Here is a 25,489-nt window from a genome sequence, read left to right as displayed (position 1 = left end):
AGCCGTGTGAGGCGATTTGCGGGCCGTATAGCGTGGTTCGCGTGGCCTATGCAGCGGTTTGCATGGCGTAGGCAGCGGTTCGCGGGGTGTGACAACGGATTCGCGGGCCCAATTGGCGCGTAGCAGCGCTATTTCTTCACGTATTTGCTCAAGGCCAGGCCTTTTGTGGCTTTGAGGCCTTCGGCCACGGTGGCCGCGTTCAGGATGGCGCCGGCTTCGATGGTATGGGTGTGGTCTTTCGAGGTGAAGTAGACGGTGCCGACTTTGGCTTCGCCTTCGCGGTCGTACTTGTCGGCTACCAGGCGGTTCAAGTCAATGAAATAGGCGCTGCCCTGCTTGGCGGCGTCGGCGGCCCATTTGGTATAGCTGTCGGTGGCGCGGCTCACCTTGCCGTCCTTCCACACGTTGCGCGGGATGAGCGAGCACACCACCGGCGTGGCCCCTTTGGCCTTGGTTTCGGTGATGACTTTGCGGAGGTACCAGCCGTAGCTGTGCACCACTTCCTGCTGCTTGGTAAGGGGGTTGTAGATTTCCTGGCTTTCGTCGCCGTTGCTTTTGATGGTGCCGCGCGCCCGGGAAGTGTCGGCCAGGGCGCCGTCGTCGTTGTGGCCGAACTGCATGATGACGAAGTCGCCGGGCTGGATTTTGGCCCGCACGGCTTCCCACAAGCCCTTGGTTTGGAAGGTGCGGCTGCTGGTGCCGCCCAGCGCGTCGTTCTCGATGCGGATGCGGGTGGTGTCGAAGTGCGCGGGCAGGTAGCTGCCCCAGCCCCAGAGGCCGCCGTCGCCCTTGCCCTTGCCGTTTTTCACGGTGGAGTCGCCGATGAGGAAGAGCGTGGGCTTGCGCTTGGGCGGGCGGGCGGTGAAGGCGGCCAGCAGTAGAGCGAGAATTAGCAGGCCAGAAGTGAGGGCCGTTTTGGTGGATTTCATGGGTCGTTAGAACGGTACAGAGGCGTTAGCCCTTCTTCAGGTACTTGTTCAGCACCAGTTTCTTATTGGTTTTGATGCCATCGACTACTGACTCGGCATTCAGGCGGGCGCCTTCCGCGTTGGTATGGGTGTGGTCGCCGGGAAAGAACTTCTTCACTTCCTCGGGCCCCAACTTCTCGTATTTCAGGGCCGTGATGTCGTTCAAATCGATGAAAGTGACTCCCTCCTGCTGCGCTACTTCCCGCGCCCACTTGCCAAAGTCATTGCTGGCGCGGATGACTTTGCCGTCCTTCCACTCGTTGCGCGGAATCATGGAGCAAACTACCGGCGTAGCCCCTTTGGCTTTGGCTTCGCGGATGAATTTGCGCAGGTAGAAGCCGTAGGTGTTCACGGTTTCGGGGTGGCCGTCGGGCCACACGAGGCTCTTGGTTTCCTCGCCGGTGCCGCGTAGCACGCCGCGGCGGCCAGCCTTGCTGGTATCGGGCACGCTGCCTTCGTTGTGGCCGAACTGCATGAGCAGGAAATCGCCGGGCTTGATGGCGTCGATGGTGGTTTTCCAACGGCCTTCGGTGATGAAGGTGCGGGTGCTGCGGCCGGCCTTGGCGTTGTTGCGAATCTTTAGCCGCGTGGTGTCGAAGTAGGCCCCGATGACGTTGCCCCAGCCCAACTGCCCCTTGCCATTGTTGTTCACCGTCGAGTCGCCGATAATAAACAGCGTAGGCGGCGGGCTGGGTTTGGTGAAGGCAAGCGACAGCAGCAGGAGCAGCACAAAGGGAAACAGGAGTCTGGCTTTCATGAGGTGTGGAGGTTCAGAAATTGGGTGCTCAGCAGGCATGATGGCCTTTATCAATTCGCTTCGCCTTTCATGCCTTCGCCCAGAAAAAAACCGGGGTGCGGCGGCTGGTTATAGCCCACGTTTTCGCGGGCCACGCCCAGACGGTAAGCGCGGTCCTGCATCAGCGTCGCCATGCGGTGAGTGGTCGGAATCGTTGTGCTGAAAATGAGCAGCGCCGCATTATCGGCCGTGCGCCATACCACCTCCTCGCGCCAATCGCCCAGCAAGTCGGCGCTGAGGCAGGGCGTGGCTTTGGTGCCATTGCAGGAGGCGGCGCCGAAGGCTTTGCCTTCGAGCAGCGTGCTGAGCTGGCCAGCCTGATAGTCCCACTTTTCCACGCGGGTGTCGTTGAGCAATTCGCGCAGCAGGTCGCCGTCCCACCACAGGCCGAAATTGACGGAACGGGGTGCAGGACCTATTTTCTCGCCCTTGCAGCTTAGCAGGCCCAGTTCGGCCACGTTGGTCCACATTTCGGCCCCGGGGTGGCGCGGGTCGATGTCGGCGGCCATGCCACGGCCCACATCCTGGCCCGGCAGCTCGGAGAAGAGGATTTTGCCAGTGCCGGCGGCGTACAGAGCCGCGCCGGGGCCATTTTCGTAGCCGGGCACTTTCTCCTCGTTCTCGTGCACGCCCCAGGCTTCGAGGCCAGGTGTAGCGGGGTCGAAGTCGCTCACGTGCAGGGCATCGCCGTGGCGCAAACCGGTGCTGAAGAGGCCCGTGCCATTGTCGTCCACCACCATCGAGCCGTACACGATTTCGTCTTTGCCGTCGCCGTCCACGTCGTTCACGCTCAACCCGTGGTTGCCCATGCCAGAAAAGGGGCTTTTGCCATCTTTTGAGTCGAATACCCAGCGCGAGGTGAGCTGGCCGCCGCGCCAGTCCCAGGCAGCCAGCACGGTGCGGCCGTAGTAGCCGCGGCACATCACCACGCTGGGCTTGGCGCCGTCGAGGTAAGCCACGCAAGCCAGGAAACGGTCAACGCGGTTGCCGTAGCTGTCGTTGCCGCCATTGCCCCCGATGCCGCCCCAGCCATTGAGGTCGCCCCGGGCGGGCAGGTAGGGTGTGCTGGCGAGCGCGCCACCGGTCAGGCCATTGAACACCGTGAAATACTCCGGCCCGGCCAGGACGCGGCCGTATTTGCTGTCGCGGGCCGAGGCCACGCCTAGCCCATCGGTGGGCACGGTGAGTGAGCGGTAGTCTTTGCTGGCATCGCCAAGGGTTTTGCCCTGGCCGTCCACAGTGCCATCGGCGGTTTTGCAGGCTACTTCGGCCCGGCCGTCGCCGTCGAGGTCGTAGGCCATAAACTGGGTGTAGTGTGCGCCAGCCCTAATATTCTTCCCTAAGTTGATGCGCCAGAGCCGGGTGCCATTCAGCTTATAGGCATCCAGAATGACCGGGCCGGTAATACCGTTCGAACCATTGTCGCGGGAGTTGGTGGGCTCCCATTTCAGCACGATTTCGTACTGGCCGTCGCCGTCCAGGTCGGCCGTGCTGGCATCGTTGGCAGTGTAGGTGTAAGCGCTGGTTTCGGAGCCGCTGCTCACGGTGCCACCGGGCGGCGGCTGAAGCGGCAGGCGCAGGTAGCCGTCGGCCCACGCAGCAGCGGTGGCAGAAGCATCATTTGCGGCTTTGGACGTGCCGGCCAGGCACACGGAGTAGGTGCCCGACTTGCCTTTTTTAGCAGCTTCATCCAGCCAGTTGGTGCCGGCCGTGAGCGGCTGCGCGTTCAGCTTAATGGGAGTCCCCTTGCCGGTTTGGCGGTACACATCGAAGGCCACACCGGGCGCATCCGTGGTCAGCAAGCGCCAGCTGATGAACACCTTACCATCAGGCTGCGCCACGGCCACCACGCCGCGCCCCAGCCGCTCGGCCTGGGCCTGCGGGGCAGCGGGAGGCGCGGCCATCGGGCGGGCACTTAGCAGGCCAGTGGTCAGCAGAAAAGCAACGAAGCGTTGGGTCATGGCAAATGAATAAAAAAGCCCAGGCCCCATCTACTGACAAGGCCCGGGCGCTTGGCCTGCGGCAGCCAAAAACGACTATTTGCCGGAACTGACGGCCGCTGCATCCTGCGCGGGCTGGCTGTGCTCCGGCGAGCCCAGGTAGTTGCCGTAGCCCACCACAATGGTCGAAAACACTACCGTCAGAATGCCCAGCGTCACGGTGCGCATAGTGGCCTTATTGGCCCCGCGCCACTCGTGCAGCACCAAGCCCCACATGCTGCTGAAGGCGATGATGAAGGCCATGTGCAGCGTCCAGCCCGAGAAGCGGTAAGTGCCCAATTTGGTATCGCCCATGCCGTAGAAGAAGAACTGGAAGTACCACATGGTGCCTGCCATAGCGCAGAAAATGATGTTGCGCAGGGCCGGATACGAGGGGTTGAAGTAGTCGGTGTAAGTTTTGTTCTTGACGTTGAGGTAGAGGCACCACACGGCGTTGGTGGTGAGGCCACCCAACAGAATGACCACCAGAATGGCGTTGTTCTTAAAGAGCGGGTCGGCGCCCTGCTGCACGGCCAGGTCGGCTATTTTCTGCCCGGCCGCCAGCCCGAAGGCAAAGCAGGCGCTCATGATGCCGGAGAATACGGCCACCATCAGCCCCTTGCGCAGGTCGTACTCAGCAATGGACTTGCCTTTTTCTTCCGCCGTCAGCGACTTCTCCTTCATCAGGCCAGCGCGGCTACAAATCAGGATACCCACCAGGCACACCAGCAGCCCCAGCAGCGTTACCTGCCCGGAGAGGGTGCTAGCCAGGTGCCCCATGGTCCCTTCCCAGATGGGCGGTACCAGCGTGCCCACCAGGGCGCACAGGCCCATAATCACGGCCATGCCCAGGCTCAGGCCCAGGTAGCGCATAGCCAGCCCAAAGGTGAGACCACCAAAGCCCCACATGATGCCCCAGAAATACACCCACAGCAGCGTGGTACCATCGGTTTGGTGCAGCACCTCCAGCAGGTTCGGCACGGTGGCAAAGCCCAGTATCCACGGCACCACCAGCCAGCTCACGATGCCTCCCACCAGCCAGTAGCTTTCCCAGGCCCAGCCGCTCACCTTCTTATAAGGCAGGTAAAAACTGCCGGAAGCAAAGCCGCCCAGCGCATGAAGGATAACTCCCCAGATTACAGCCATAGTTATGTCGATTTTAGGCAAAGCTGCCCGGTAAGTGAGTCCAAACCCTCCTGTGCTCTCCTGAACGCGAAATAACAGCGAATTTGCGGTCCAGGCCCTCGTTTGCTGCGATATTACCAGCAGGCCAACATTTTTTTTACGACCGAAGCAGGAGAGTGCAGGATGTTGCCGGTTTGTTATTCCAGCACCTTTGTCGAAAGCAAACCTATCCCTGTTTTCTGGTTAACCGCAACCGAAGCCTTATCATGGAAAAAACCCTCACTTTCCAGCACGTCAGCTACCTCTGGGACGAAGCCAAAGCCGCCGAGCTGGCGGGCGATGAAGTAGCCCTTTTCCTCTACCGCTCCAACCTGCTCGGCGCCGACCTGCGCCTGACCAACTACGCCGGTGGCAACACTTCCTGCAAAATCCAGGAGACCAACCCCGTGACCGGCGAAGCCGCCGAAGTGATGTGGGTGAAAGGCTCGGGCGGCGATATCGGCACGCTCACCAAAGCCGGCTGCGCCAACCTCTACGTGGAAAAGCTGCACCAGCTGAAAAACCGCTACCGCGGCCTGGAATTCGAAGATGAAATGGTGGGCCTGTTCGAGTACTGCCTTTTCGACCCCAAGTGCGCTACGCCTTCCATTGATACCCCCCTGCACGGCCTGCTGCCCTTCAAGCACATCGACCACCTGCACCCCGACGCCCTGATTGCCATCGCGGCCAGCAAGGACGGCGAGCAAATCATGCACGAAATCTGGGGCGACACCATGGGTTGGTTGCCTTGGCAGAAGCCCGGTTTCGACCTGGGCTTGCAGCTCGAAAAGATTGTAGCCGACAACCCCGGCCTGCGCGGCGTCATCCTCGGCGGCCACGGCCTGTTCACCTGGGGCGACACGTCGTACGAGTCGTACATGAACACGCTCGAAGTTATTGAGCAAGCTGCCACCTACCTCGAAGCCAACTACGGCAAGAAAGCCCCGGTTTTCGGCGGTGTGAAGCGCGAGCAAACCCTTGATGCTGCCGGCCGCCGCAACGCCGCCGCTGCCGTGATGCCCGTGCTGCGCGGCCTCGCCAGCAGCCAGCGCCGCATGCTGGGCCACTACACCGACGACGCCCGCGTGCTGGAGTTCGTGAATTCGCACGACCTCGCCCGCCTCGCCGCCAAAGGCACTTCCTGCCCCGACCACTTCCTGCGTACCAAAATTCGTCCGCTCGTGCTCGATGCCGATGTGATGCAGGGCGATGCCGCCAGCGTAAAAACCTACCTGGAAAGCCAGTTCGAAGCCTACCGTGCCGACTACGCCGCCTACTACGAGCGCAGCAAGCATCCGAACTCGCCTGCCATGCGCGACGCCAACCCGGTTATCATCCTGTGGCCCGGCGTGGGCTTGTTCTCCTTCTCGAAAGACAAGCAGACCGCCCGCGTAGCCGCTGAGTTCTACACCAACGCCATCAATGTGATGCGCGGCGCCGAAGCCGTGAGCACCTACCAGGGTCTGCCTGAGCAGGAAGCGTTCAACATTGAATACTGGCTGCTGGAAGAAGCCAAGCTGCAGCGCATGGCTCCGCCCAAAGCCCTTTCGGGCAAGGTGGCCTATGTGACTGGTGGTACCGGCGGCATCGGCAAAGCCATCTGCGAAGAGCTGCTGAAATTCGGCGCCTGCGTGGTAGCCGTGGACCGCGACCGTCTGGAAGAAACTCAAACCGACCTGCGCAAGCAATTTGGCAAGGACAGCGCCATCACCGCCCCCATCGAAGTAACCAGCGCCGAGAGCATCGCCGAGTCGCTAAAGGCCGGCGTGCTGCAATTCGGCGGCGTCGACATCATCGTGAACTGCGCTGGTCTGTCGATTTCCAAACCGCTGGCCGATACTACGCAAGCCGACTGGGACATCCTGAACGATGTGCTCGTGAAAGGCCAGTTCCTGGTAAGCCAAGCTGCCGTGACTATCCTGCGCCAGCAAGGCCTGGGCGGTGACATCGTGAACATTGCCAGCAAAAACGGCCTCGTGGCCGGCCCCAACAACGTGGCCTACGGTACCGCCAAAGCCGCCCAGCTGCACATGAGCCGCCTGCTGGCCGCCGAACTTGGCGCCGACAAAATCCGCGTCAACACCGTGAACCCCGACGCGGTGCTCCGCGGCTCCAAAATCTGGGAAGGCGACTGGGCCGCTGGCCGTGCCAAAGCTTACGGCATCTCGGTGGAAGAGCTGCCCGCCCACTACGCCAAGCGCACCTTGCTAGGCGAGGAGTTGCTCTCTGAAGACATTGCCAAGGCAGTTCGCGTATTCGTGGATGGCTCGCTGAGCAAGAGCACCGGCAACGTGCTGAACGTGGACGGCGGCGTAGCAATGGCTTTCGTGCGCTAAGCCGCTGACGACTGTGTCAGTTTGATTAGAAAGAACGTCATGCTGAGCGCAGTCGAAGCCTCTCATGTGCAGTAGTAAACCAATTGATTGAGTTACTACTGCACGAAAGAGGTTTCGGCTGCGCTCAGCATGACGTTCTTTTTTGTGCAAACAAAAACGAGATATCTATCCACTGGCATTGCGGAAAAAGCTACATTTGGGGTAACGCCTCGCGTTTGCCTCTCCCACCTTCCTACTTGCGCTGCTGAATTTCGCTGCCTCCAACCGGGTTTCCCTTAGTAGAAACGCATGAAATCGCATGATTTGCCCACCACCCCCGGGATGTATCAACTTCAACTAAAGCCGCTCGATAAAACCCCGAAGTACAAGCAGATTGTGCAATCGGTCATCATGGATATCGAGCGCGGCGTGCTGAAAAACGGTGACCACCTGCCCAGCATCAGCGAGCTGAGCGTGGAGCATTACCTGGCGCGCGACACCGTGGAAAAGGCCTACCGCGAGCTGCGCGAGCGGGGTTTCATAACCTCGGTGCAGGGTAAAGGCTACTACGTGCAAGCCAGCGACACCTCGAAGCTGAAGATTTTGCTGGTGTTTAACAAGCTCAGCTCCTACAAAAAAATCATCTACTACGCTTTCCTCGAAACCCTCGGTGACCGGGCCACCGTCGACCTCCAGATTCACCATTACAACGTGAACCTGTTTCAGGAAATCATTGAGAAGAATCTCGGCAAGTACAACTACTACGTGGTGATGCCGCACTTTGCCCTGAACAGCGACAAGGTGCAGTCGCGCGCGGTACTCAACACCATTCCCAGCCAGGAACTGGTGCTACTCGACAAGGACATTCCTGAGCTGACCCACGATTGCCTGCGCGTCTTTCAGGATTTCGACAAGGACATTTTCAACGCCCTGGAAAGCTCCGAGGACCTGCTCGAAAAGTACTCCCGCTTGGTTCTCGTGCTGCCTTCCGACGCTAACCACCCGGAGGAATTACCCTGGGGTTTCCGCTCCTTTTGCCTGATGCGCAATAAGGAGTTTTCGGTGGTTGAAAACGCCATGAACGAAGTGGTGCAGGCCGGCACTGCCTACGTGGTAATCCGCGAAACGGACCTAGTGGAGCTGGTGAAGAAAATCCGCCAGACCAGCTACCTGCTGGGCCGTGAAGTGGGCATTATTTCCTTCAACGAAACGCCCCTCAAAGAACTGCTTAACATGACGGTGATTACCACCGACTTCGAAGCCATGGGCAAAACCGCTGCCACGCTGTTGCTGGAAAAGCAGCGCGTGAAAGTGAAGAACCCGTTCTACACGATTCGGCGCGGGTCGTTGTAACTGCGTTCGCCTCCCCCGGCCCCGGTTTGCTTAAAGCGCGAAGCCCGCGGAGAGGAGAGCCACGGCGGCGCAAGCGGTGTAGCGCGGACTTTCAGTTCGCGTTTAGTTAGCATTGGTTTAGGCAACTCACGGAATGAAAGTCCGCGCTACAAATCGCTAGGTTCCCCTCTCCGCGGGCTTCGCGCTTTAAGCAAACCGGGGCCGGGGGGAGGTTTCCCGCGTCAGGTTTTCACGCACAAAACAGGAGAGCCCAGAACAGTTCCGGCCGATACCAACGGGTAATTTGTTCTACCCAACCCACACCGGACATTATTTCTTTAGCCAACTATGTTCTCTGACCAACGCCTAGCCGAACTCAACCAGCCGCTGCTGGCCGAGCACCAAACCCAGTTTCAGTACACGGCCGAGTCGCCGCGCCTGCGCCACGCCGATGTGGCTGCCGTGGTGCAAAAGCTGATTGATTTTCAGGTGGCGATTCCGAGTTGGGCACTGGGCACCGGCGGCACCCGTTTCGGCCGATTTGCAGCCGGCGGTGAGCCTGCTACGCTGGAAGATAAAATCAGCGACGTGGGCATTCTGCAGGCGCTCAACCGCTCATCGAACTCCATTTCGCTGCACATTCCCTGGGACATCCCGCAGGACATTCCTGGCCTTCAGCAACTGCTGAAAGAAAAAGGTCTGGTGATTGATTCGGTAAACTCCAACACCTTCCAAGACCAGAAAGACCAGCCGCAGTCGTATAAATTCGGCTCGCTCAGCCACACCGATAAGGCCGTGCGCGAACAGGCCATTCAGCACAACATCGACTGCGTGCGCTATGGCAAACAGCTCGATGCCAAGACGCTAACCATCTGGCTAGCCGACGGCTCCAACTTCCCGGGCCAGTCGCACCTGCGCCGCGCATTTTTGCGCACCCAAGAGTCGCTGGCGGCCATCTACGAGGCCATGCCGAGCGACTGGACCATGCTGGTGGAGTACAAGCCCTACGAGCCTAACTTCTACTCGATGGTGATTCCGGACTGGGGCACTTCGCTGGCGCTTTGCCAGGCACTGGGCCAGCAGGCTCAGGTGTTGGTTGACCTCGGCCATCACCTGCCCAACACCAACATTGAGCAGATTGTGGGCCGCCTGCGGCAGTTTGGCCGCCTAGGTGGCTTCCACTTCAACGGCTCGATGTACGGCGACGACGACCTGACCACCGGCAGCATCAAGCCCTTCCAGTTGTTCCTGATTTTCAACGAGCTGGTGGACGCCGCCCTCGACCAATCGGTACCCGCCGAGGCCGTGGCCTACATGATTGATGCTAGCCACAACGTGAAAGACCCGCTGGAAGACCTCCTGCAATCGGTCGAAAACATCCTCTCGGCCTACGCCAAAGCTCTGCTGGTAGACCGCGAAGCCCTCGCCGAAGCCCAGGACGCCAACGACGTAGTGCGCGCCGAGGAAATCCTGCGCGACGCCTTCCTCACCGACGTGCGCCCGCTAGTTTCAGAAGCTTATCTGCGCGCCGGCGGCGCCATCCGGCCCCTTTCGGCCTTCCGCGCCGAGAGCGTGCGCGAGAAACTCATCCAGCAGCGCGGCAAGCACAGCGTATCGACGGGGCTATGAATCCAAGCGTAAAGAAAACCGTCTATGCCGTTTTCGATATCGGCAAGACCAATAAGAAGCTGATTCTTTTTGATGAGGACCAGCAGATTATCAACGAGGAGCTGCACGTCTGCACCGATGTGCTGGATGATGACGGCTTTGTATGCGACCACCTGCCCCGCCTCACAGAGTGGGTGCTGGACCACTGGAAGCAGCTACGCCACCACCCGCACTACACCGTAAAGGGCGTGAATTTCACGGCCTACGGTGCCAGTTGGGTGCATCTCGGGGCCGACGGCCAGCCCATGCTGCCGCTCTACAACTACCTCAAACCGATGCCGGCCGACATTGAGGCCAAGTTCTACACAGAGCTGAGCCAGTCGCCAGAAGAATTCGCGGCCGACACTTGCTCGCCGCGCCTGGGCTTGCTCAATTCGGGCCTGCAGCTCTACTGGCTGAAATATGCCAAGCCGGAGAAATTCGCCCAGATTCACACCTCGCTGCACCTGCCGAATTACCTCTGCTACCTGATTTCAGGTGAAAAATTCAGCGACTTCACGTCCATTGGCTGCCACACGGCCCTATGGGATTTCAAGCGCGGCGACTACCACGAGTGGGTGTACCGCGAAGGCATCGACGAGAAGCTGGCGCCCCTCACGCGCGACTCCATCGCCTCCGTGGTGGATGGTATCATGGTGGGCGTAGGCCTGCACGACAGCACTTCGGCGGTAATGCCCTATCTGGCGGAGCACGACGAGCCCTTTGTGCTGGTCTCCACCGGCACCTGGTCGGTCACCATCAATCCCTTCAACAGCAACCCGCTCACGCCGGAGCTGCTGCGCCGCGACTGCCTCAGCTTCATGACGCCGCGGGGCGAGGCTACCCGCGCCGCCCGCGTATTCCTGGGCCGCGAGCACGACTACCAAGTGGAGCGCATTGCCGCCCACTTCCACGTCAAGCCCGATTTTTACCGCTCCATCGTGCTGGCCCGACCGTATGATGAGGCTTCGGCTGGCTTCCGCCCCGCCTGCATGGCCGGCACCGGCCCCTTCCCCGACCAACCGGCCGAGGACTGGGACCTGAGCGGCTTCCGCACCGCTTCGGATGCCTACCAGCACCTCATGCACGGCTTGATAAACATTCTTCTCGAATCTATTCACCTCGTGTGGCAGGGCGAGAAAACCATCTTCGTCGATGGCGGTTTTGCTCGTAACCCGCTCTTCATGCAAACGCTGAGCTGGAACTTCCCGAAGGCGGAAATTCGCACGCTGGAAGTGCCGCAGGCCACGGCGCTGGGTGCCTTGGTGCATCTGGAGCAGGGCGAGGCGCTGAAGAAAACCCAGCCGCTGTTTACGGATGACGAGGATATGCCGCTGGTAGCCGCGCCAAGCCGGACGGTTTAAGAGAGCTGAACAATTGTAGCGTGGACTCTGCGAGTCTGCGCGTTGCCGGGATGTTCGCCTACGCGCGAACTCACAGATTACACGCTGCATACGCTATAAAACAGAATGAAAGTCGCCCTATTCGTACCGTGCTATATCGACCAGTTCTACCCGCAGGTCGGCATTGCGACGCTGCAGCTGCTGGAGAAGCTGGGTGTGCAGGCGCACTTCCCGGCTCAGCAAACCTGCTGCGGCCAGCCCCTGGCCAACAGCGGCTGCGAGCGCGACGCCCTGCCCATCTACAAGCACTTCGTGCAGACGTTTAGCGACTACGACTATGTAGTAGCCCCATCGGGAAGTTGCGTGTATCACGTCCGCAAGCACTTCGACAAGCTGGACCAGACCGCCGATGTGCAACACGTGCGCGGCGCGGCCTACGACCTGATTGACTTCATCAGCACGGTGCTGAAGGTGGAGGAATTGCCCGGGGCCTTCCCGCACAAAGTGGGCCTGCACCTGAGTTGCCATGGCCAGCGCGGCCTGCACCAAGCCAACGAGTCGGAGATGACGCCCGTGCGCGATGGCCAGCTCAGCCGCCTGCTACGTTCGCTCGATGGCATTGAGCTAACCAACTTGAACCGCAACGATGAATGCTGCGGTTTCGGCGGCACCTTCTGCGTCTCGGAAGCTGGAATCTCAGCTCGTATGGGCCAGGACCGCGTGGCCGACCACGTCCGTAACGGCACGCAGGTGCTCACCGGCAGCGACATGTCTTGCCTCATGCACTTGGAAGGCATTGTGCGCCGCGCCAAGCTGCCCATCAAAGTGATGCACGCAGCGGAGATTCTGAATGGAGTAATGGTTAATGCGTAGATACTTCAGGTTGAAACAGCCCGTCATGCCGAGCACAGCCGAGGCATCTCGCGTGCAGAAGTGATTATACCATTGCAACGAAGTGAGCGCGATGCCTCGGCTGCGCTCGGCATGACGGGCTGATTGTCCGCCCATCCACCAATCCACTACCCCACCGCATGAACCACGCCATTCGCGCCGACAAATTTTTGCTGGATGCCGACCGCACCACCTGGCACGACGAAACCCTTTGGTTCGTGCGGGAGAAGCGTGACCGCGCCGCGTACGGCGTGCCCGAATTCCAGGAACTGCGCGAGCTGGCTTCCGGCATTAAAAACCACACATTGAGCCGGCTCGACCTGTATTTGCAGGAATTCGAAGCAGCAGCACAAGCCAACGGCGTGCACGTGCACTGGGCTGCCGACGCGGCCGAGCACAACGCTATTATTCTGGATATTATTCAGAAGCAGGGTGCCACGCGCATCGTCAAAAGCAAGTCGATGCTGACGGAAGAGTGCCACCTAAACCCGTTCCTCATCAAGCACGGCATCGAGGTGGTGGACACGGATTTGGGGGAGCGGATTATTCAGTTTCGGGACGAGCCGCCGAGTCATATTGTGCTGCCGGCCATTCACCTGAAGAAGGAGGATGTGGGCGATACTTTCCACACGCACCTGGGCACGACGAAGGGCGAAAGCGACCCGCAACGTCTTACCGAAGCTGCGCGCCAGCACTTGCGAGCCAAGTTTCTGGCGGGGCAAGTGGCCATTTCGGGCGTCAACTTCGCCATTGCCGAAACCGGCGCGGTAGTGGTTTGCACCAACGAGGGCAACGCGGATTTGGGCGTGAATCTGGCCAAGGTGCACATCGCGGCGATGGGCATTGAGAAGATTATTCCGCGATTGAGCGACCTGGGCGTATTCACGCGGCTGCTGGCGCGGAGTGCTACCGGGCAGCCGGTCACGACCTACACGTCACATTTCACCAAGCCGGCGCCGGGCAAGGAGATGCACATTGTCATTGTGGACAATGGCCGCACGCAGCAGTTGGGCCGACCTGATTTCCGGGCGTCGCTGAAGTGCATTCGCTGCGGAGCCTGTATGAACACCTGCCCGGTGTACCGGCGCAGCGGCGGCCACAGCTACGACTTCACCGTGCCCGGTCCGATTGGAGCCATTCTGTCGCCCAATATCGACATGAAGAAGCACGCTTCGCTGCCGTTTGCCAGCACGCTCTGCGGCTCCTGCACCGACGTGTGCCCGGTAAAAATTGACATTCACACCCAGCTCTACAAGTGGCGGCAGGTGCTGGGCGAGGCCAATGAAATCCCAGCCTCCAAGAAGTGGAGCATGAAATTTATGGGTCGCGTACTGGCCAGCACGCGCGTGTACGGACTGGGCGGACAGTTTGCGCGCAAGGCCCTGCGCCTGCTTCCGCACGGCCTCACCCATGCCCCCTCTATGAATGCCTGGGCCGTGGCCCGCGAGTTGCCCGAAGCGCCCAAGCAAAGCTTCCGCGAGTGGTACGCCAAGCAGCCCGCACCAGCCGCTCAGCCCACGCAACCTCAGATTTCCGCATGAGCACCACTTCCCGCGAACGAATTCTAGCCGCCACCAAGGCCAACAAACCGGAGGAACTGCCGCTGCCCACCGTGCCCGACTTTGGCGGCGAAGCCACCATTGAGCGGTTCACGACCGTGCTCACGGGTATTGGCGGCACCGTGGTGCGGATGGCCGGCCTGAATGAGCTGGAGGAAACGTTGCGCCAGCTTTTTCCGGAAGCCAAGCTGAAGGCCTCAACTCTGGCCACTGCTACGGTCGCGGTAGATGCCCAAACGCCCACCGATGTGCTGGCCGACATCGACCTGGCCGTGTTGCAGGGCGAGATTGGGGTGGCTGAAAACGGCGCGGTCTGGCTGCCCGAGGTGAACATGCTGAACCGGGCCTTGCCCACCATCACGCAGCATCTGGCGCTGGTGCTCGACCACCGGCGCATTGTGGCCACTATGCACCAAGCCTATGCGCAATTGCCGAATACGGGCGGTTATGGCAAGTTTGTGGCCGGGCCATCCAAAACGGCCGATATTGAGCAGTCGCTAGTCATTGGAGCGCACGGGGCGCGCAGCTTGGTAGTGCTGGTGTATTAGGTGTATAGAGACACAGCGCTTCGCGTCTCGCGGTTGAAAAATTTATCAATAACGGCGCAAGCAGGCAACGCGAAATGTCGCGCCTCTACAGTCCAAACCCAATCCAAACCCAGATTAACCATACCGTAACAAAGCGGTAACTTGCCCGCCTTACGTCGCCGGTAGCTTTGTCTACTGGTATGATGTTCGCACTTACTTCTTCTGACAAGCAGTACCTCGAAGCGCTTGCTTCGGGCAATGAAGCGGCTTTTGATGCGCTGTTTACCCGCCACTACGCCGGGCTGCTGCGCTACGCCAAGAGCCTGCTCCCCTACCCCACCGACGCCGCCGAAGACGTGGTGGCCGACACCTTTTGCGCCATTTGGACCAGCCGCGCACAGCTCCACGTACAAGGCTCGCTGGCGTCCTACCTCTACGCGGCTGTGAAGCACCGCAGCTTTGACAAGCTCCGGCAGCAGCGACGCAGCATTATTGAGGCGGAGGAGGAACTGCCGCTGCATCAGTCCGAAGACGCTTACCTGCAACCGGACCAACTGCTGGTTTTTCAGGAGCTAAATTCTCAACTGTTCAACTTTATAGAGCGGCTGCCGGAGCGTACCCGCCAGGTTTTCCAGCTGCACCGCGACGGCAACCTGACGTATGAGGAAATTGCGACGTTGCTGGGCATTTCCATCAATTCGGTGAAGACGCATATGTTCCGGGCCCTGCGCTTTTTGAAAGAGGCGCTACAGGTGTCCGGCGCCCGATAGCCTGGCGACAGGTTGGATAGCGGCCCACCAGTGGAAAGTGGCTACTTTTGGTCATGATGCGCATCTCCTCCGTTAATGTAGGCCTGCCACGGGAGATTCTGTGGGAAGGCCAGCCCGTGAAAACCGGCATTTTCAAGCAGCCCGTAAGCGGCCCCGTGCGGGTACTGGCCAAGCACTTGGAAGGCGATGGCCAGGCCGACTTGCGCGTGCACGGCGGCCCTGACAAGTCGGTGTACGCCTATGCGCTGGAGCATTACGATTACTGGCGCGACATCGTGCCAGCTGACAGATGCTGCCTTTGGGGAGAACCTGACCACCAGCGGCTTGTTGGAAACGCAGGTTTGCATCGGTGACTTGTTTCGGGTGGGGACGGCGGTGCTCATGGCCGTGCAGCCGCGCATGCCGTGCTACAAGCAGGGCATCCGGCTCAATGATGCCGGGATGGTGAAGCAGTTCGTGCGTGCCCGGCGTAGCGGCATCTATTTCCGGGTGCTGGAGCAAGGCGTCCTGCAAGTCGGTGATGCCATCACGCTGCTGGAACCGTCGGCTCACGCGGTAACCGTGCAGCAGGTAGTTGATAATTTCTGGTTGCCGGATAAGGATGCCGCGCAGGTGCGGGCCATTCTGGCGGTACCGGTTTTGCCGGCTTTTTGGCAGCGGGCATTCCGCGAAATTCAGGCGGCGCTTTAGCGGTTTCTTACGGGGCAGGTGCAGGGACTCGTATTACGCTAGCGTTACGGTTGTTACCCTTCGGTTATGCTTGATTTCCCGTGTCACGAGGTGCGCGGGCGGCGGCGTCTTTGAGGCATACGGAGCCAGTTCGGCCCGTGCTGCCCTGTGGAATTAGAAGAAATCTACCTGCTCATCACCCGCTACCTGGCCCGGCAAACGTCGTCGGACGAGAACACACAACTGGCTACCTGGGTCGCTCAATCGCCGGAAAACGAACGCACGTTCGAGCAGCTAAAAGCCGTGTGGCAACGCAGCCAGACGCCCACCGCCACGCCCGAAACCGCCGTCGCGCTCCGTAGCGTGAAAGCCCGACTGGCCCAGTCGGCGCCCCAGCCTGTTGCACCTGCCCGCCGGTGGCGCATGGCGCGTCGGCATCAGTTCGTGGCCATGCTGCTGCTGGTGGGCTTGGTTGGTGGCGGATACGCTTATCTGAAGCCCAGCCCGGCGGTAGCCTACCAAACCTGCCGGACGATGGCGGGCCAAAAGCAACAGGTGCGTCTGCCCGATGGCTCACTGGTGACGCTGGCGCCGCAAAGCCAGCTGCGCTACCCGGCCAAATTCAGCGACACCAACCGCGAAGTGTACCTGGAGGGCGAGGCTTTTTTTGAAGTCAGCAAGAATCCGCACCGGCCGTTTCGGGTGCACAGCGGCACCTGGGTGACGCAGGTGCTGGGCACCAAGTTTAACGTCAGCGCCGTGCACGGGGCGGGGCAAACGGCCGTTTCGCTAGTGGAAGGCAAGGTGGAGGTGTTTGACAGGCAGGAGCATTACCTGCTCGCACCGGGCCAGCAGCTGCGGGCCGAGCACGCCACGGGCCACATCTACCGGCAGTCGTTCGACGCGGCAAAGGTGACGGGCTGGCGCACCAACAAGCTGGTGTTTCGCAACGAGAAGCTGGGCGACGTGGCCGGCCAGATTGAGCGCCTGTACGGCGTGAAGCTGGTGTTTGCCGATGCCGCCACGGCCGAGGTTCGCCTCTGGGCCACTTTCGAAAACGAACCCCTCCCGGCCGTACTGGCCGCCCTGCAACTAGCTGGCCCGCTGAGCTACCGGCGCGAGGGCCAGGTGATTTACCTACAGCAACCAACCAGCGGAAACGCCGCTGAATGATGCTTTTTCAAAAGGAAAGCAGCAGGCGCCAACCCGCTGCCTCCCAGGCAAAAACCGGCAGTTCGTACCTGCCGGCGAGGTGGAGAGTCCCTAAATCCGATTAGCACTTAACAACGCTCACGCACAAACTTATGACCAAAACGAGGTACTCCCGAACGGGGCGGCGCTACCGGCGCGCCCTGCTGGGCCTGAGCCTGACCGCCCTGAGCCCCGTGCCCGGCTTTGCTACGGCCACGGGGCTGGCCGCAGTGCAGGACGAGCCCGCCGCTACGCCCTGCGTCCTCACGGTGCACCAGCAGCCGCTGGCCGAGGTGTTCGCCAGCATCGAGCAGCAAACTGGCTACCGGTTTCTATACGTGGACCAAGCCGGGCTGCTAGGCCGTAAAATCAGCGTAGACGCCCCGCACAGCACCCTCGGCGCCGTGCTCGACCTGGTGGCGCCGCAGGCCGGTGTGCAGTTCACCATGCAGCAGAAGCGCATTCTGGTGAAGGCGGACGAAACGCGCAAAGCCGCGCCCGTGAAGGGCCGCGTGGTGGACGCCAAAGGCGGTGGTCTACCGGGCGTTTCCGTCCGCATCAAGGACAGCACCACGGGCACTATTACTGATGCGGATGGCAGCTATGAGTTGGCCGCGCAGCCCGGCAACGTGCTGATTTTCTCCTTCATCGGCTTCGTGCAGCAGGAGCTGACGGTGGGCGGCGACAACAGGTACGACGTGACCCTGCGCGAGGACGTGACCAGCCTCGACGAAGTGGTGGTGACGGCGCTGGGCATCAAGCGGGAGGAGAAAGCGCTGGGCTACTCCGTGACGCAGGTGAGCAACGAGCAGCTTACCGAAGCCAAATCCAACAACTGGACCGATGCGCTCTCGGGCAAGGTGGCGGGGCTGAACCTGGTGCGCTCGGGCGGCGGCCCGGCCGGCTCGAACAAGATTGTGCTGCGCGGCGAAAGCTCGCTGGCGGGTGATAATGATGCGCTTATCGTCGTAGATGGCGTGGTGCTGGGCGGCAGCAACCGCAACACCGGCAACGGCAGCACGGCCTACCTGCAATCGGAGTCGCCGGTCGATTTCGGCACCAGCCTCAACGACATCAACCCCGAGGACATTGAGTCGGTGACGGTGCTGAAGGGGCCCGCGGCCACGGCGCTGTACGGCGCGCGCGGCGGCAACGGCGCGGTCATCATCACCACCAAATCGGGCAAGGCGCGCAAGAAAGGCATTGGTGTCACCTTCAACTCGAACGCGGCGCTGGACCAGATTTCGCGCTGGCCCGACTTTCAATATGAGTACGGCCAGGGCGCGGCGGGCGAGAATTACTACTCCTACAATGCCACCGCCGACGGACCCAGCACCCGCAGCACCAGCTCGGCCTGGGGGCCGAAATTCAACGGGCAGTCGTTCTTCCAATATGACCCAGCTACCAATACTACCGGCGCCGAGCGCACGCCCTGGGTGCCCTACAAAAACAACCGCAAGGACTTCTTCCAAACCGGCAAAACCTTTACCAACACCATTGCCCTGGACGGCGGCACCGACCGCACGGCCGTGCGCCTCTCGCTGACTAACCTCCAGAATACCTGGATTATCCCGAACACGGGCTACGACCGCAACACCGTGGCGCTGTCGGCCAGCCAGAAGATTACCGACCGGCTCACGGTGTCGACCAAGGTGAACTACACCAACCGCAACAGCGACAACCTCCCCAGCACCGGCTACAACAACCAGACGATTATGTACTGGACCATGTTTCAGCTGCCGAACGCGGATTTGAGCTGGATAAAGGACTACTGGGCGCCGGGCGCGACGGGCATTACGCAGCGCTATCCCTTTAGCAGCCTGGTGGATAACCCCTACCTGATTACGCGGGAGATGCTAAACAAGAGCAACCGCAACTCGCTCACGGGCAACGTGCAGGTGAACTACAAGTTCGGCAAGGACTGGAACCTGATGCTGCGCTCGGCGCTGGACTTTTCGTACGAGGCCCGCTCGCAGCAGCGCCCGAAGGATACCGAGAAGTACAAGGAGGGCATGTACCGCACCCAGAACATCTTCTCGCAGGAGATGAACCACGATTTCCTGCTACAGTACGCCCACAAATTTGGCAAGTTTGAGACGAGCCTGTCGGGCGGCGGCAGCACCCTGCGCAACCGCTACAATAAGGACGAGCTGCGCGCCGAGCGCCTGCTCTACCCCGACGTGTTCACCTTCGCCAACAGCCGCGACCTGCCGCTGGCGCTGCCCTACCGGGCCGAGTTTGCGGTGAACAGCTTCTACGGACTGGCTACCGTGGGCTATAACAACTTCCTGTACCTCGACCTGACCGGGCGACAGGACTGGACCAGCACGCTGGCCACGCCCACGTCGGTGAAGGCCTCGCGGGTGCCGTTTTACTCATCGGCCAGTTTGAGCACCATCGTTTCGACGCTGGTGCCGCTGCCGGAATTCGTGTCGTTTGCCAAGCTGCGGGCCTCGGTGGCGCAGGTGGGCAGCGGCACCACCACGCCCTACCTCACGTCGTACACCTACGCGGTAGCCTCGGGCTTTGCCTCGGGGTTGAGCAACCCCGAAGCCATTGCCAACGACAACCTGAAGCCCCGCCGCACCGAAAGCATCGAGCTGGGCGCCGACCTGCGCTTCCTGCGCAACCGCATCGGCATCGACGTGGCGGTGTATCGCAACAATACCTTCGACCAGATTCTGCGGGTGCCCGTGGACCGCGCTTCGGGCTACAATTACGCCGTGCTGAACGCCGGCCTGGTGCGCAACGAGGGCCTGGAAATTCAAGCCAACGCCCAAATTATTACGAGCCCCAAGGGCTTCAGCTGGAAGACCTACGGCACCTTCACCGCCAACCGCAACCAGGTGGTGAGCCTGGCCGACAGCGTGCTGACTTACCAATTGCAGCGCGGCCCCGGCGGCCGTGGCTCAGTGGAAGCGCGGCCCGGCGGCAGCATGGGCGCCATTTATGGGCGTGGCTACGAGCGCGCCCCCGACGGCCAGATTATCTACCAGAACGGCTACCCCGTGCTGGGCGACGAAATCAAATACCTCGGCAACGCGCTGCCGCAGTGGAAAGCCAGCGCCGGCACCGAGTTCAGCTACAAGCAGCTGCGTCTCAATATTTTGTTCGATGGGCAGTTTGGGGCCAAAGCCTACTCGATGACCAACGCGGTGCTGGCCGAGCAGGGCAAGAGCAACCTCACGCTGCCGGGCCGCTACAACGGCATTATCGGCAACGGCGTGATTGCCAACGGCGACGGCACCTTTCGCCCCAACGACGTGGTGGCCACCGACATCCCGGCCTACTACACCGCCCACTACGGCCGCGACAACGTGGAGGCCAACCTCTTCCGCACCGACTTCATCAAGCTACGCGAGATGCGCCTTGACTACGCCCTGCCCGCCACGCTGCTGAGCAAGCTGAAGCTGACCCAGGCCTCCATCGGCCTCTACGGCCGCGACCTGTTCATTTTCACTAAATGGCCCGCCTTCGACCCCGAATTCGGCACCCTGAACGACGGCACCATTGACCTGGGATTTGAGCTGGGACAGTTCCCGAGCACCCGCACCATGGGCATCAACCTGACGGTGGGGATCTAGAAATCGAGAACGGTGTAGAGACGCGACACTTCGCGTCTCGTCGTGGAACGTCCCTTTGACCAACCAGGACTGCACCGGCTAAACAACATCAGCAACGACGAGACGCGAAGTGTCGCGTCTCTACATTCCACTTTCATCGTCGTGAAAACCCTAAACCGCCTGTTCCTCCTGCTCCTCACCGCTGCCGGCCTAGCTACTGCGCCGGCCTGCACCAAGGGCTTTGAGGAGATGAACATCAACCCCAACCAAAACCCCAACGTCATTCCCGAAACGCTGCTGGCGCCGGCTCTTACTGATTTGGTGAAGCGTAATATGGACCGCGCTTTCCGCATCACCAACGAGTTGATGCAGGTGCACGTGTCGCGGGTCGATAACGACGAGTTTCACCGCTACGTCATCCGGCCGGCAGAGGCCGATTACATGTGGAACGGCTGGTATACCCAGCTCACCGATTTCCGCGACATGTACCAGAGTGCGACGGCGGTGAAGAGCAAAACCTTTATGGCCATTGCCCGCATCTGCGAAGTCTGGACGTTTTCGCTGCTGACGGATACGTTTGGCGACGTGCCGTATTCGGAGGCCATCCAGGGCCGCGCCGGGCAGCTGCAGCCGAAGTTCGACCGGCAGGAAGACATCTACCGCGACCTGTTTGTGAAGCTGGAGGAAGCCAACGAACTGCTGAAAACCAACGTCGACCTCACCGCCGACCAGTCGCAGCTCGACCCGCTGTTCCAAGGCAACGCGCTGAAATGGCGCAAGTTTGGCAACTCGCTCTACCTGCGTCTGCTCATGCGCGTGTCGAACCGGACCGACGCCATTGCGCCGGGTGGCCTGAGCCCGCAGGCCAAGCTGCGCGACATGGTGAGCACCAACCCCGGCAACTATCCGCTCATCGCCAGCAATGCGGAGTCGGCCATTCTGCGCTGGACCGGCACCGCGCCCTACCAGTCGCCCTTCCAAACCTGGCGCACGGCCGATTTCAGCTCGTTCAGCTCAATGAGCGAGTTTTTCATCAACAACTTGGTGGAGTGGAACGACCCGCGCCTGGCCAAGTGGGCCACCCTCTCGAACGGCACCTACGAGGGCATCCCGAGTGGCTACCTGCCCACCCAGATTCCGGTAGGCAAATCGACCTACCCCGCCACGCTCATGACCGAGCCGCTGCTCGGCAACATCCTCAACTACCCCGAGGTGCAGCTGCTGCTGGCCGAAGCCGCCCTGCGCGGCTGGATTACGGGCGACGCCAAAACCTACTACGAAACCGGCGCCACCAACGGCATCACGCTCTGGGGCCTCACCGTACCCGGCCCCTTCCTCACCAACGCCGACGTGAAGTGGGAGCCCACCAGCACCTTCGATACTAAGCTCGACCAAATTCATCTGCAGAAGTATTACGCGCTGTTTTTCACCGATTTTCAGCAGTGGTTTGAGTACCGCCGCACGGGCCACCCGGTGCTGCCCCTCGGCCCCGGCCTGAAGAACAACCGCCGGATGCCCGCTCGCATCAACTACCCACTCTACGTGCAGAGCCTGAACCAATTAAATTACCAGGCCGCCGTGGCCGACCAGGGACCGGATGATATCAACACGAAGGTGTGGTGGCAATTGTAGGATAGCAGAAAGATGACAAAAGGCCGTCATGCCGAGCGCAGCCGAGGCATCTCGCGTGCCACCAGTAATCAGACCCGATTGCAACGAAACGAGCGAGATGCTTCGACTACGCTCAGCATGACGGCCAAACAATCCCATTGAATTCAAATGAAATCTAAGCTTCTAATCGCCTTCCTCACGGCCCTGACCCTCACCAGTTGCCTGGAAGAAAACCCCGACTACGCGGCCGGCCAGCCCAGCCCAATTGTCTCCCTTGAGGACCTGCGCCGGCTCTACCAGGGCGCGAGCGTGCCGCTGGAACAGGCCCAGCTTTCGGGCGCGCACCAGGTTGTGGGCATCGTCGTTTCCGATGCCAGCGGGGCCAACGTGCCCGGCGGCCCCACCACACTGGTGGTGCAAAACAAGCGGCGCGGTGTGGTACGCGGCATCATCATCCCGCTGAATGGTAACGCGAACGTCGCCGTGGGCGACTCGGTGGTGGTGGATGTGGCTGGCACCACGCTGACCAAAACCACCGGCGCGCTCCGCATCGAAGGCGTGACGGCCGACCGCGTGCGCAAGGTGAGCAGCAACAACGCCGTGCGCGCCCGCGACATCAACATCGAAACCCTGCTCACCAATTTCGACCAATACGAAGGCACGCTGGTCCGCATCACCGGCGGCAGCATCACGCCGCTGCCCGTATCGGGCGACACCTATGCGGGCAACAAAACCCTGGCCGACGGCGCGGGCAAAAGCATCACCCTGCACACCGAAGCCGGCGCGGCTTTCGCAACGCGCCGCATTCCGGCCAGCGCCACGTTCCTGGGCATCCCGGTGGGTGGCCTCGACGCCAGCCAGGCCGCCGCGCCGCAGCTCTGGCTGCGCACCGCCGCCGACGCCGTGGACCCCAGCGGCCCCATCTACCGCAACTTCCCCGAAAGCTTTGAGGCTGTGCCGCAGGCCACCAAGGGCAGCTATGATATGAACACCGCCGCCGTGCCCGACAACACCGTGACCTTCGGCACCGGCCCCTGGAAGCTGTACCAAGCCATCCTCGGCAACACCTCGGGGCGCGACCGGTACACCGGCGCCCAGGGCATCCGCATACAGCAGGGCCTGACGGTGCCAGCTGTGGTGGAAATGAAGTTCGACCTCCCCAACGGCGCTACCAAAGTCACGCTCATCTACGGCGCCTATTACACCGACGCCGCCAGCTCCTGGAAACTGGAGTACTCGCAGGACCAGGGCCGCACCTGGACGCAAACTGGCGCCACCATCACCGATGCCGGCAACTGGCAGCACTCCATCACCTTTCTCATGAGCATCAGCGGCCCGGTGCGCTTCCGCATCAACAAGCTGGGCCTGGGTGCCAGCAACCCGCCCGCCATTTTGAACGGGCGCTTGGGGCTGGATGACATTGCCATCTACGAAAACTAACCGCTGCTAAAAGGAACGTCATGCAGAGCGCAGCGAAGCATCTCGCGTGCTTCAACTAACTCAATCATCAGAATTAGTGGTGGCACGCGAGATGCTTCGCTGCGCTCTGCATGACGTTCTGTTCAAATCATACCACCGCCCATGTTCCGCAGACAATTCCTCCAAAACCTTGGTCTCGTCAGCGCCGGCCTTAGCCTGCCTTTCGCTCCCGCAGCCCTCGCTGCCGAAGAAACCCAGACCACGCCCAGCGGCCAGAAAATCAGCCTCGCACCGCTTACCATCAAGGGCAAGGTACACCAGAATGGTACTGGTATTGCCAACGTGGCCGTGACCGATGGCACCAACATCGTGCTGACCGACAAAACCGGTAAATACACGCTGGAAAGCAACGCCACGGCCGAATTCGTTCATATTTCCATCCCACGTGGCTACGCGTTTCCGCACGAGAAAGGACTGGCGCAATTCTTCCAGGCTATCAAGCCGGGCACGGATAAAATGACAGCCGACTTCGCCCTGCAAAAGCTGGCCGGCGACGACACCAAACACACCTTCGTGGTGTGGGCCGACCCGCAGATGATAAACAAAAAGGACTGCCATGAACTGCTCACCAGCTCCGCGCCGGACCTAAAAAAGCTGGCCGCGCAATACGACGCCAATACCTTCGCCATCGGCTGTGGCGACTTGGTGTGGGACAAGCACGAGCTGTTTGAGGACTACAAAAAGGCGGTAGAAATCAGCGGGCTGCCGTTCTTCCAGGTCATTGGCAACCACGACATGGACCTCACGGCGCGCACCGACGAGGGCTCGGCCCAGACCTTCAAGAGCTTATTTGGCCCCACGTATTATTCCTTCAACCGGGGCGAGGTGCACTACGTGGTGCTCGATGATGTCTTCTTCATCGGCCCACCCAAAAAGTACATTGGCTACCTCACGGAGAAGCAATTGCAGTGGCTGGAGCAGGACCTGAGCCACGTGAAGCCGGGCAGCACCGTGGTGGTGGCCCTGCACATTCCGGTGGACAGCGGCGACCAGCGGCGCAACAAGCTCAAGGACGAATCCTTGGGCGGCGTGGTGTCGAACCGGGCCGAGCTGTACCGTATTCTGAAGCCTTATACGGCGCACATTATGTCGGGCCACACGCACGTGTGCGAGAAGATTTTCAACGAAAACACCATCGAGCACACCCACGGCGCGGTGTGCGGCGCCTGGTGGACCGGCCCCATCTGCACCGACGGCGCGCCCAGCGGCTACGGCGTATACGAGGTGAGCGGCGGCGAAATAAAGTGGTACTACAAATCCGTGGGCCACGACCGCAAGCACCAGCTCCGCTCCTACCCCAAAGGCGCGGTGCCCGGCCGGCCCGATGAAATCGTGGCCAACGTTTGGAACTGGGACCCGCAGTGGAAAGTGGCTTGGTTTGAAAACGGCGTACGCCAGGGCGAAATGCAGCAGCAAGCCGGCCTCGACCCGCTGGCCGTGCAGCTCCAGGCCGGCGAAAACCTGCCCGCCAAACACAAATGGGTGGAGCCCACCATGACGGACCACCTGTTTTTTGCCCGCCCATCGGCCAACGCCAAGGAAATCCGCATCGAAGCCACCGACCGTTTCGGGCAAGTATATAGCGAAACCGTTGCCGTGTGATAACAGCCCGAGTACCCCCGAATTTCCAATTCGACCCGCTGGAACGTACTGTATTAATCGTTCCAGCGGGTCGAATTGGAAAT

Annotated in this window: 19 protein-coding genes; 15 read left to right on the top strand and 4 right to left on the bottom strand. The window is 60.9% G+C overall.

What is annotated here, in order from left to right:
* Nucleotides 1-128 precede the first annotated feature (128 nt).
* From J4E00_RS13590 to rhaT, 4 genes are all read right to left on the bottom strand, one after another.
* Nucleotides 129-929: a rhamnogalacturonan acetylesterase gene (locus J4E00_RS13590; protein ID WP_208175717.1), complete on the bottom strand. Its 801-nt coding sequence runs from the start codon at nucleotides 927-929 to the stop codon at nucleotides 129-131.
* Nucleotides 930-954: 25 nt separating this feature from the next.
* A complete protein-coding gene (locus J4E00_RS13585; RefSeq protein ID WP_208175716.1) occupies nucleotides 955-1,725 on the bottom strand; it encodes a rhamnogalacturonan acetylesterase in 771 nt (256 codons plus the stop codon).
* A 50-nt stretch (nucleotides 1,726-1,775) separates the two neighbouring features.
* The gene (locus J4E00_RS13580; RefSeq protein WP_317196623.1) at nucleotides 1,776-3,725 is read right to left on the bottom strand and encodes a rhamnogalacturonan lyase; all 1,950 of its coding nucleotides are present in this window, start codon (nucleotides 3,723-3,725) and stop codon (nucleotides 1,776-1,778) included.
* A 75-nt stretch (nucleotides 3,726-3,800) separates the two neighbouring features.
* On the bottom strand, nucleotides 3,801-4,889 hold the full coding sequence (gene rhaT, locus J4E00_RS13575; RefSeq protein ID WP_208175714.1) for an L-rhamnose/proton symporter RhaT: 1,089 nt from the start codon (nucleotides 4,887-4,889) through the stop codon (nucleotides 3,801-3,803).
* A 245-nt stretch (nucleotides 4,890-5,134) separates the two neighbouring features.
* Between rhaT and J4E00_RS13570 the strand changes: the two genes are divergently transcribed.
* The 15 genes from J4E00_RS13570 (at nucleotide 5,135) to J4E00_RS13500 (ending at nucleotide 25,406) form a co-directional block, all read left to right on the top strand.
* Nucleotides 5,135-7,243, top strand: coding sequence for a bifunctional aldolase/short-chain dehydrogenase (locus tag J4E00_RS13570; RefSeq protein ID WP_208175713.1), 2,109 nt, complete (start codon nucleotides 5,135-5,137; stop codon nucleotides 7,241-7,243).
* 288 nt (nucleotides 7,244-7,531) lie between these two features.
* Nucleotides 7,532-8,575: a GntR family transcriptional regulator gene (locus J4E00_RS13565; protein ID WP_236049762.1), complete on the top strand. Its 1,044-nt coding sequence runs from the start codon at nucleotides 7,532-7,534 to the stop codon at nucleotides 8,573-8,575.
* A gap of 327 nt (nucleotides 8,576-8,902) precedes the next feature.
* Nucleotides 8,903-10,183 carry a TIM barrel protein gene (locus J4E00_RS13560; protein WP_208175712.1) on the top strand — a complete coding sequence of 427 codons (1,281 nt, stop codon included), beginning with the start codon at nucleotides 8,903-8,905 and terminating at the stop codon, nucleotides 10,181-10,183.
* Nucleotides 10,180-11,565, top strand: coding sequence for an FGGY-family carbohydrate kinase (locus tag J4E00_RS13555; protein ID WP_208175711.1), 1,386 nt, complete (start codon nucleotides 10,180-10,182; stop codon nucleotides 11,563-11,565). The genes J4E00_RS13560 and J4E00_RS13555 overlap by 4 nt, the downstream gene beginning before the upstream one ends.
* A gap of 105 nt (nucleotides 11,566-11,670) precedes the next feature.
* Nucleotides 11,671-12,417, top strand: coding sequence for a (Fe-S)-binding protein (locus J4E00_RS13550; protein WP_208175710.1), 747 nt, complete (start codon nucleotides 11,671-11,673; stop codon nucleotides 12,415-12,417).
* Nucleotides 12,418-12,575: 158 nt separating this feature from the next.
* Entirely contained in the window at nucleotides 12,576-13,976 is a 1,401-nt protein-coding gene (locus J4E00_RS13545) for a lactate utilization protein B (RefSeq protein ID WP_208175709.1), read from the top strand.
* Nucleotides 13,973-14,542 (top strand): lactate utilization protein C, encoded by a 570-nt coding sequence (locus tag J4E00_RS13540; RefSeq protein ID WP_208175708.1) that lies wholly within the window; start codon nucleotides 13,973-13,975, stop codon nucleotides 14,540-14,542. Before J4E00_RS13545 ends, J4E00_RS13540 begins: the two co-directional genes overlap by 4 nt.
* A 179-nt stretch (nucleotides 14,543-14,721) precedes the next feature.
* The gene (locus tag J4E00_RS13535) at nucleotides 14,722-15,291 is read left to right on the top strand and encodes an RNA polymerase sigma factor (RefSeq protein ID WP_208175707.1); all 570 of its coding nucleotides are present in this window, start codon (nucleotides 14,722-14,724) and stop codon (nucleotides 15,289-15,291) included.
* Between the two features lie 53 nt (nucleotides 15,292-15,344).
* On the top strand, nucleotides 15,345-15,644 hold the full coding sequence (locus tag J4E00_RS13530) for an MOSC domain-containing protein (RefSeq protein ID WP_208175706.1): 300 nt from the start codon (nucleotides 15,345-15,347) through the stop codon (nucleotides 15,642-15,644).
* On the top strand, nucleotides 15,619-15,981 hold the full coding sequence (locus J4E00_RS13525) for an MOSC domain-containing protein (protein WP_236049758.1): 363 nt from the start codon (nucleotides 15,619-15,621) through the stop codon (nucleotides 15,979-15,981). The genes J4E00_RS13530 and J4E00_RS13525 overlap by 26 nt, the downstream gene beginning before the upstream one ends.
* 147 nt (nucleotides 15,982-16,128) lie before the next feature.
* Entirely contained in the window at nucleotides 16,129-17,133 is a 1,005-nt protein-coding gene (locus J4E00_RS30025; protein ID WP_208175704.1) for a FecR family protein, read from the top strand.
* 131 nt (nucleotides 17,134-17,264) lie between these two features.
* Entirely contained in the window at nucleotides 17,265-20,735 is a 3,471-nt protein-coding gene (locus J4E00_RS13515; RefSeq protein WP_208175703.1) for a SusC/RagA family TonB-linked outer membrane protein, read from the top strand.
* A 141-nt stretch (nucleotides 20,736-20,876) separates the two neighbouring features.
* Nucleotides 20,877-22,346, top strand: coding sequence for a SusD/RagB family nutrient-binding outer membrane lipoprotein (locus tag J4E00_RS13510; RefSeq protein ID WP_208175702.1), 1,470 nt, complete (start codon nucleotides 20,877-20,879; stop codon nucleotides 22,344-22,346).
* A 147-nt stretch (nucleotides 22,347-22,493) separates the two neighbouring features.
* Nucleotides 22,494-23,765, top strand: a complete 1,272-nt coding sequence (locus tag J4E00_RS13505; protein WP_208175701.1) for a DUF5689 domain-containing protein — start codon at nucleotides 22,494-22,496, stop codon at nucleotides 23,763-23,765.
* A gap of 141 nt (nucleotides 23,766-23,906) precedes the next feature.
* On the top strand, nucleotides 23,907-25,406 hold the full coding sequence (locus tag J4E00_RS13500; protein WP_208175700.1) for a calcineurin-like phosphoesterase C-terminal domain-containing protein: 1,500 nt from the start codon (nucleotides 23,907-23,909) through the stop codon (nucleotides 25,404-25,406).
* The last annotated feature ends 83 nt before the right edge of the window (nucleotides 25,407-25,489 follow it).

It is taken from the genome of Hymenobacter negativus, from assembly GCF_017571495.1.
GTDB classification, from domain to species: domain Bacteria; phylum Bacteroidota; class Bacteroidia; order Cytophagales; family Hymenobacteraceae; genus Hymenobacter; species Hymenobacter negativus.
Note: the sequence above shows the minus strand (reverse complement) of the source record. Positions and strands in the feature narration are given on the sequence as shown.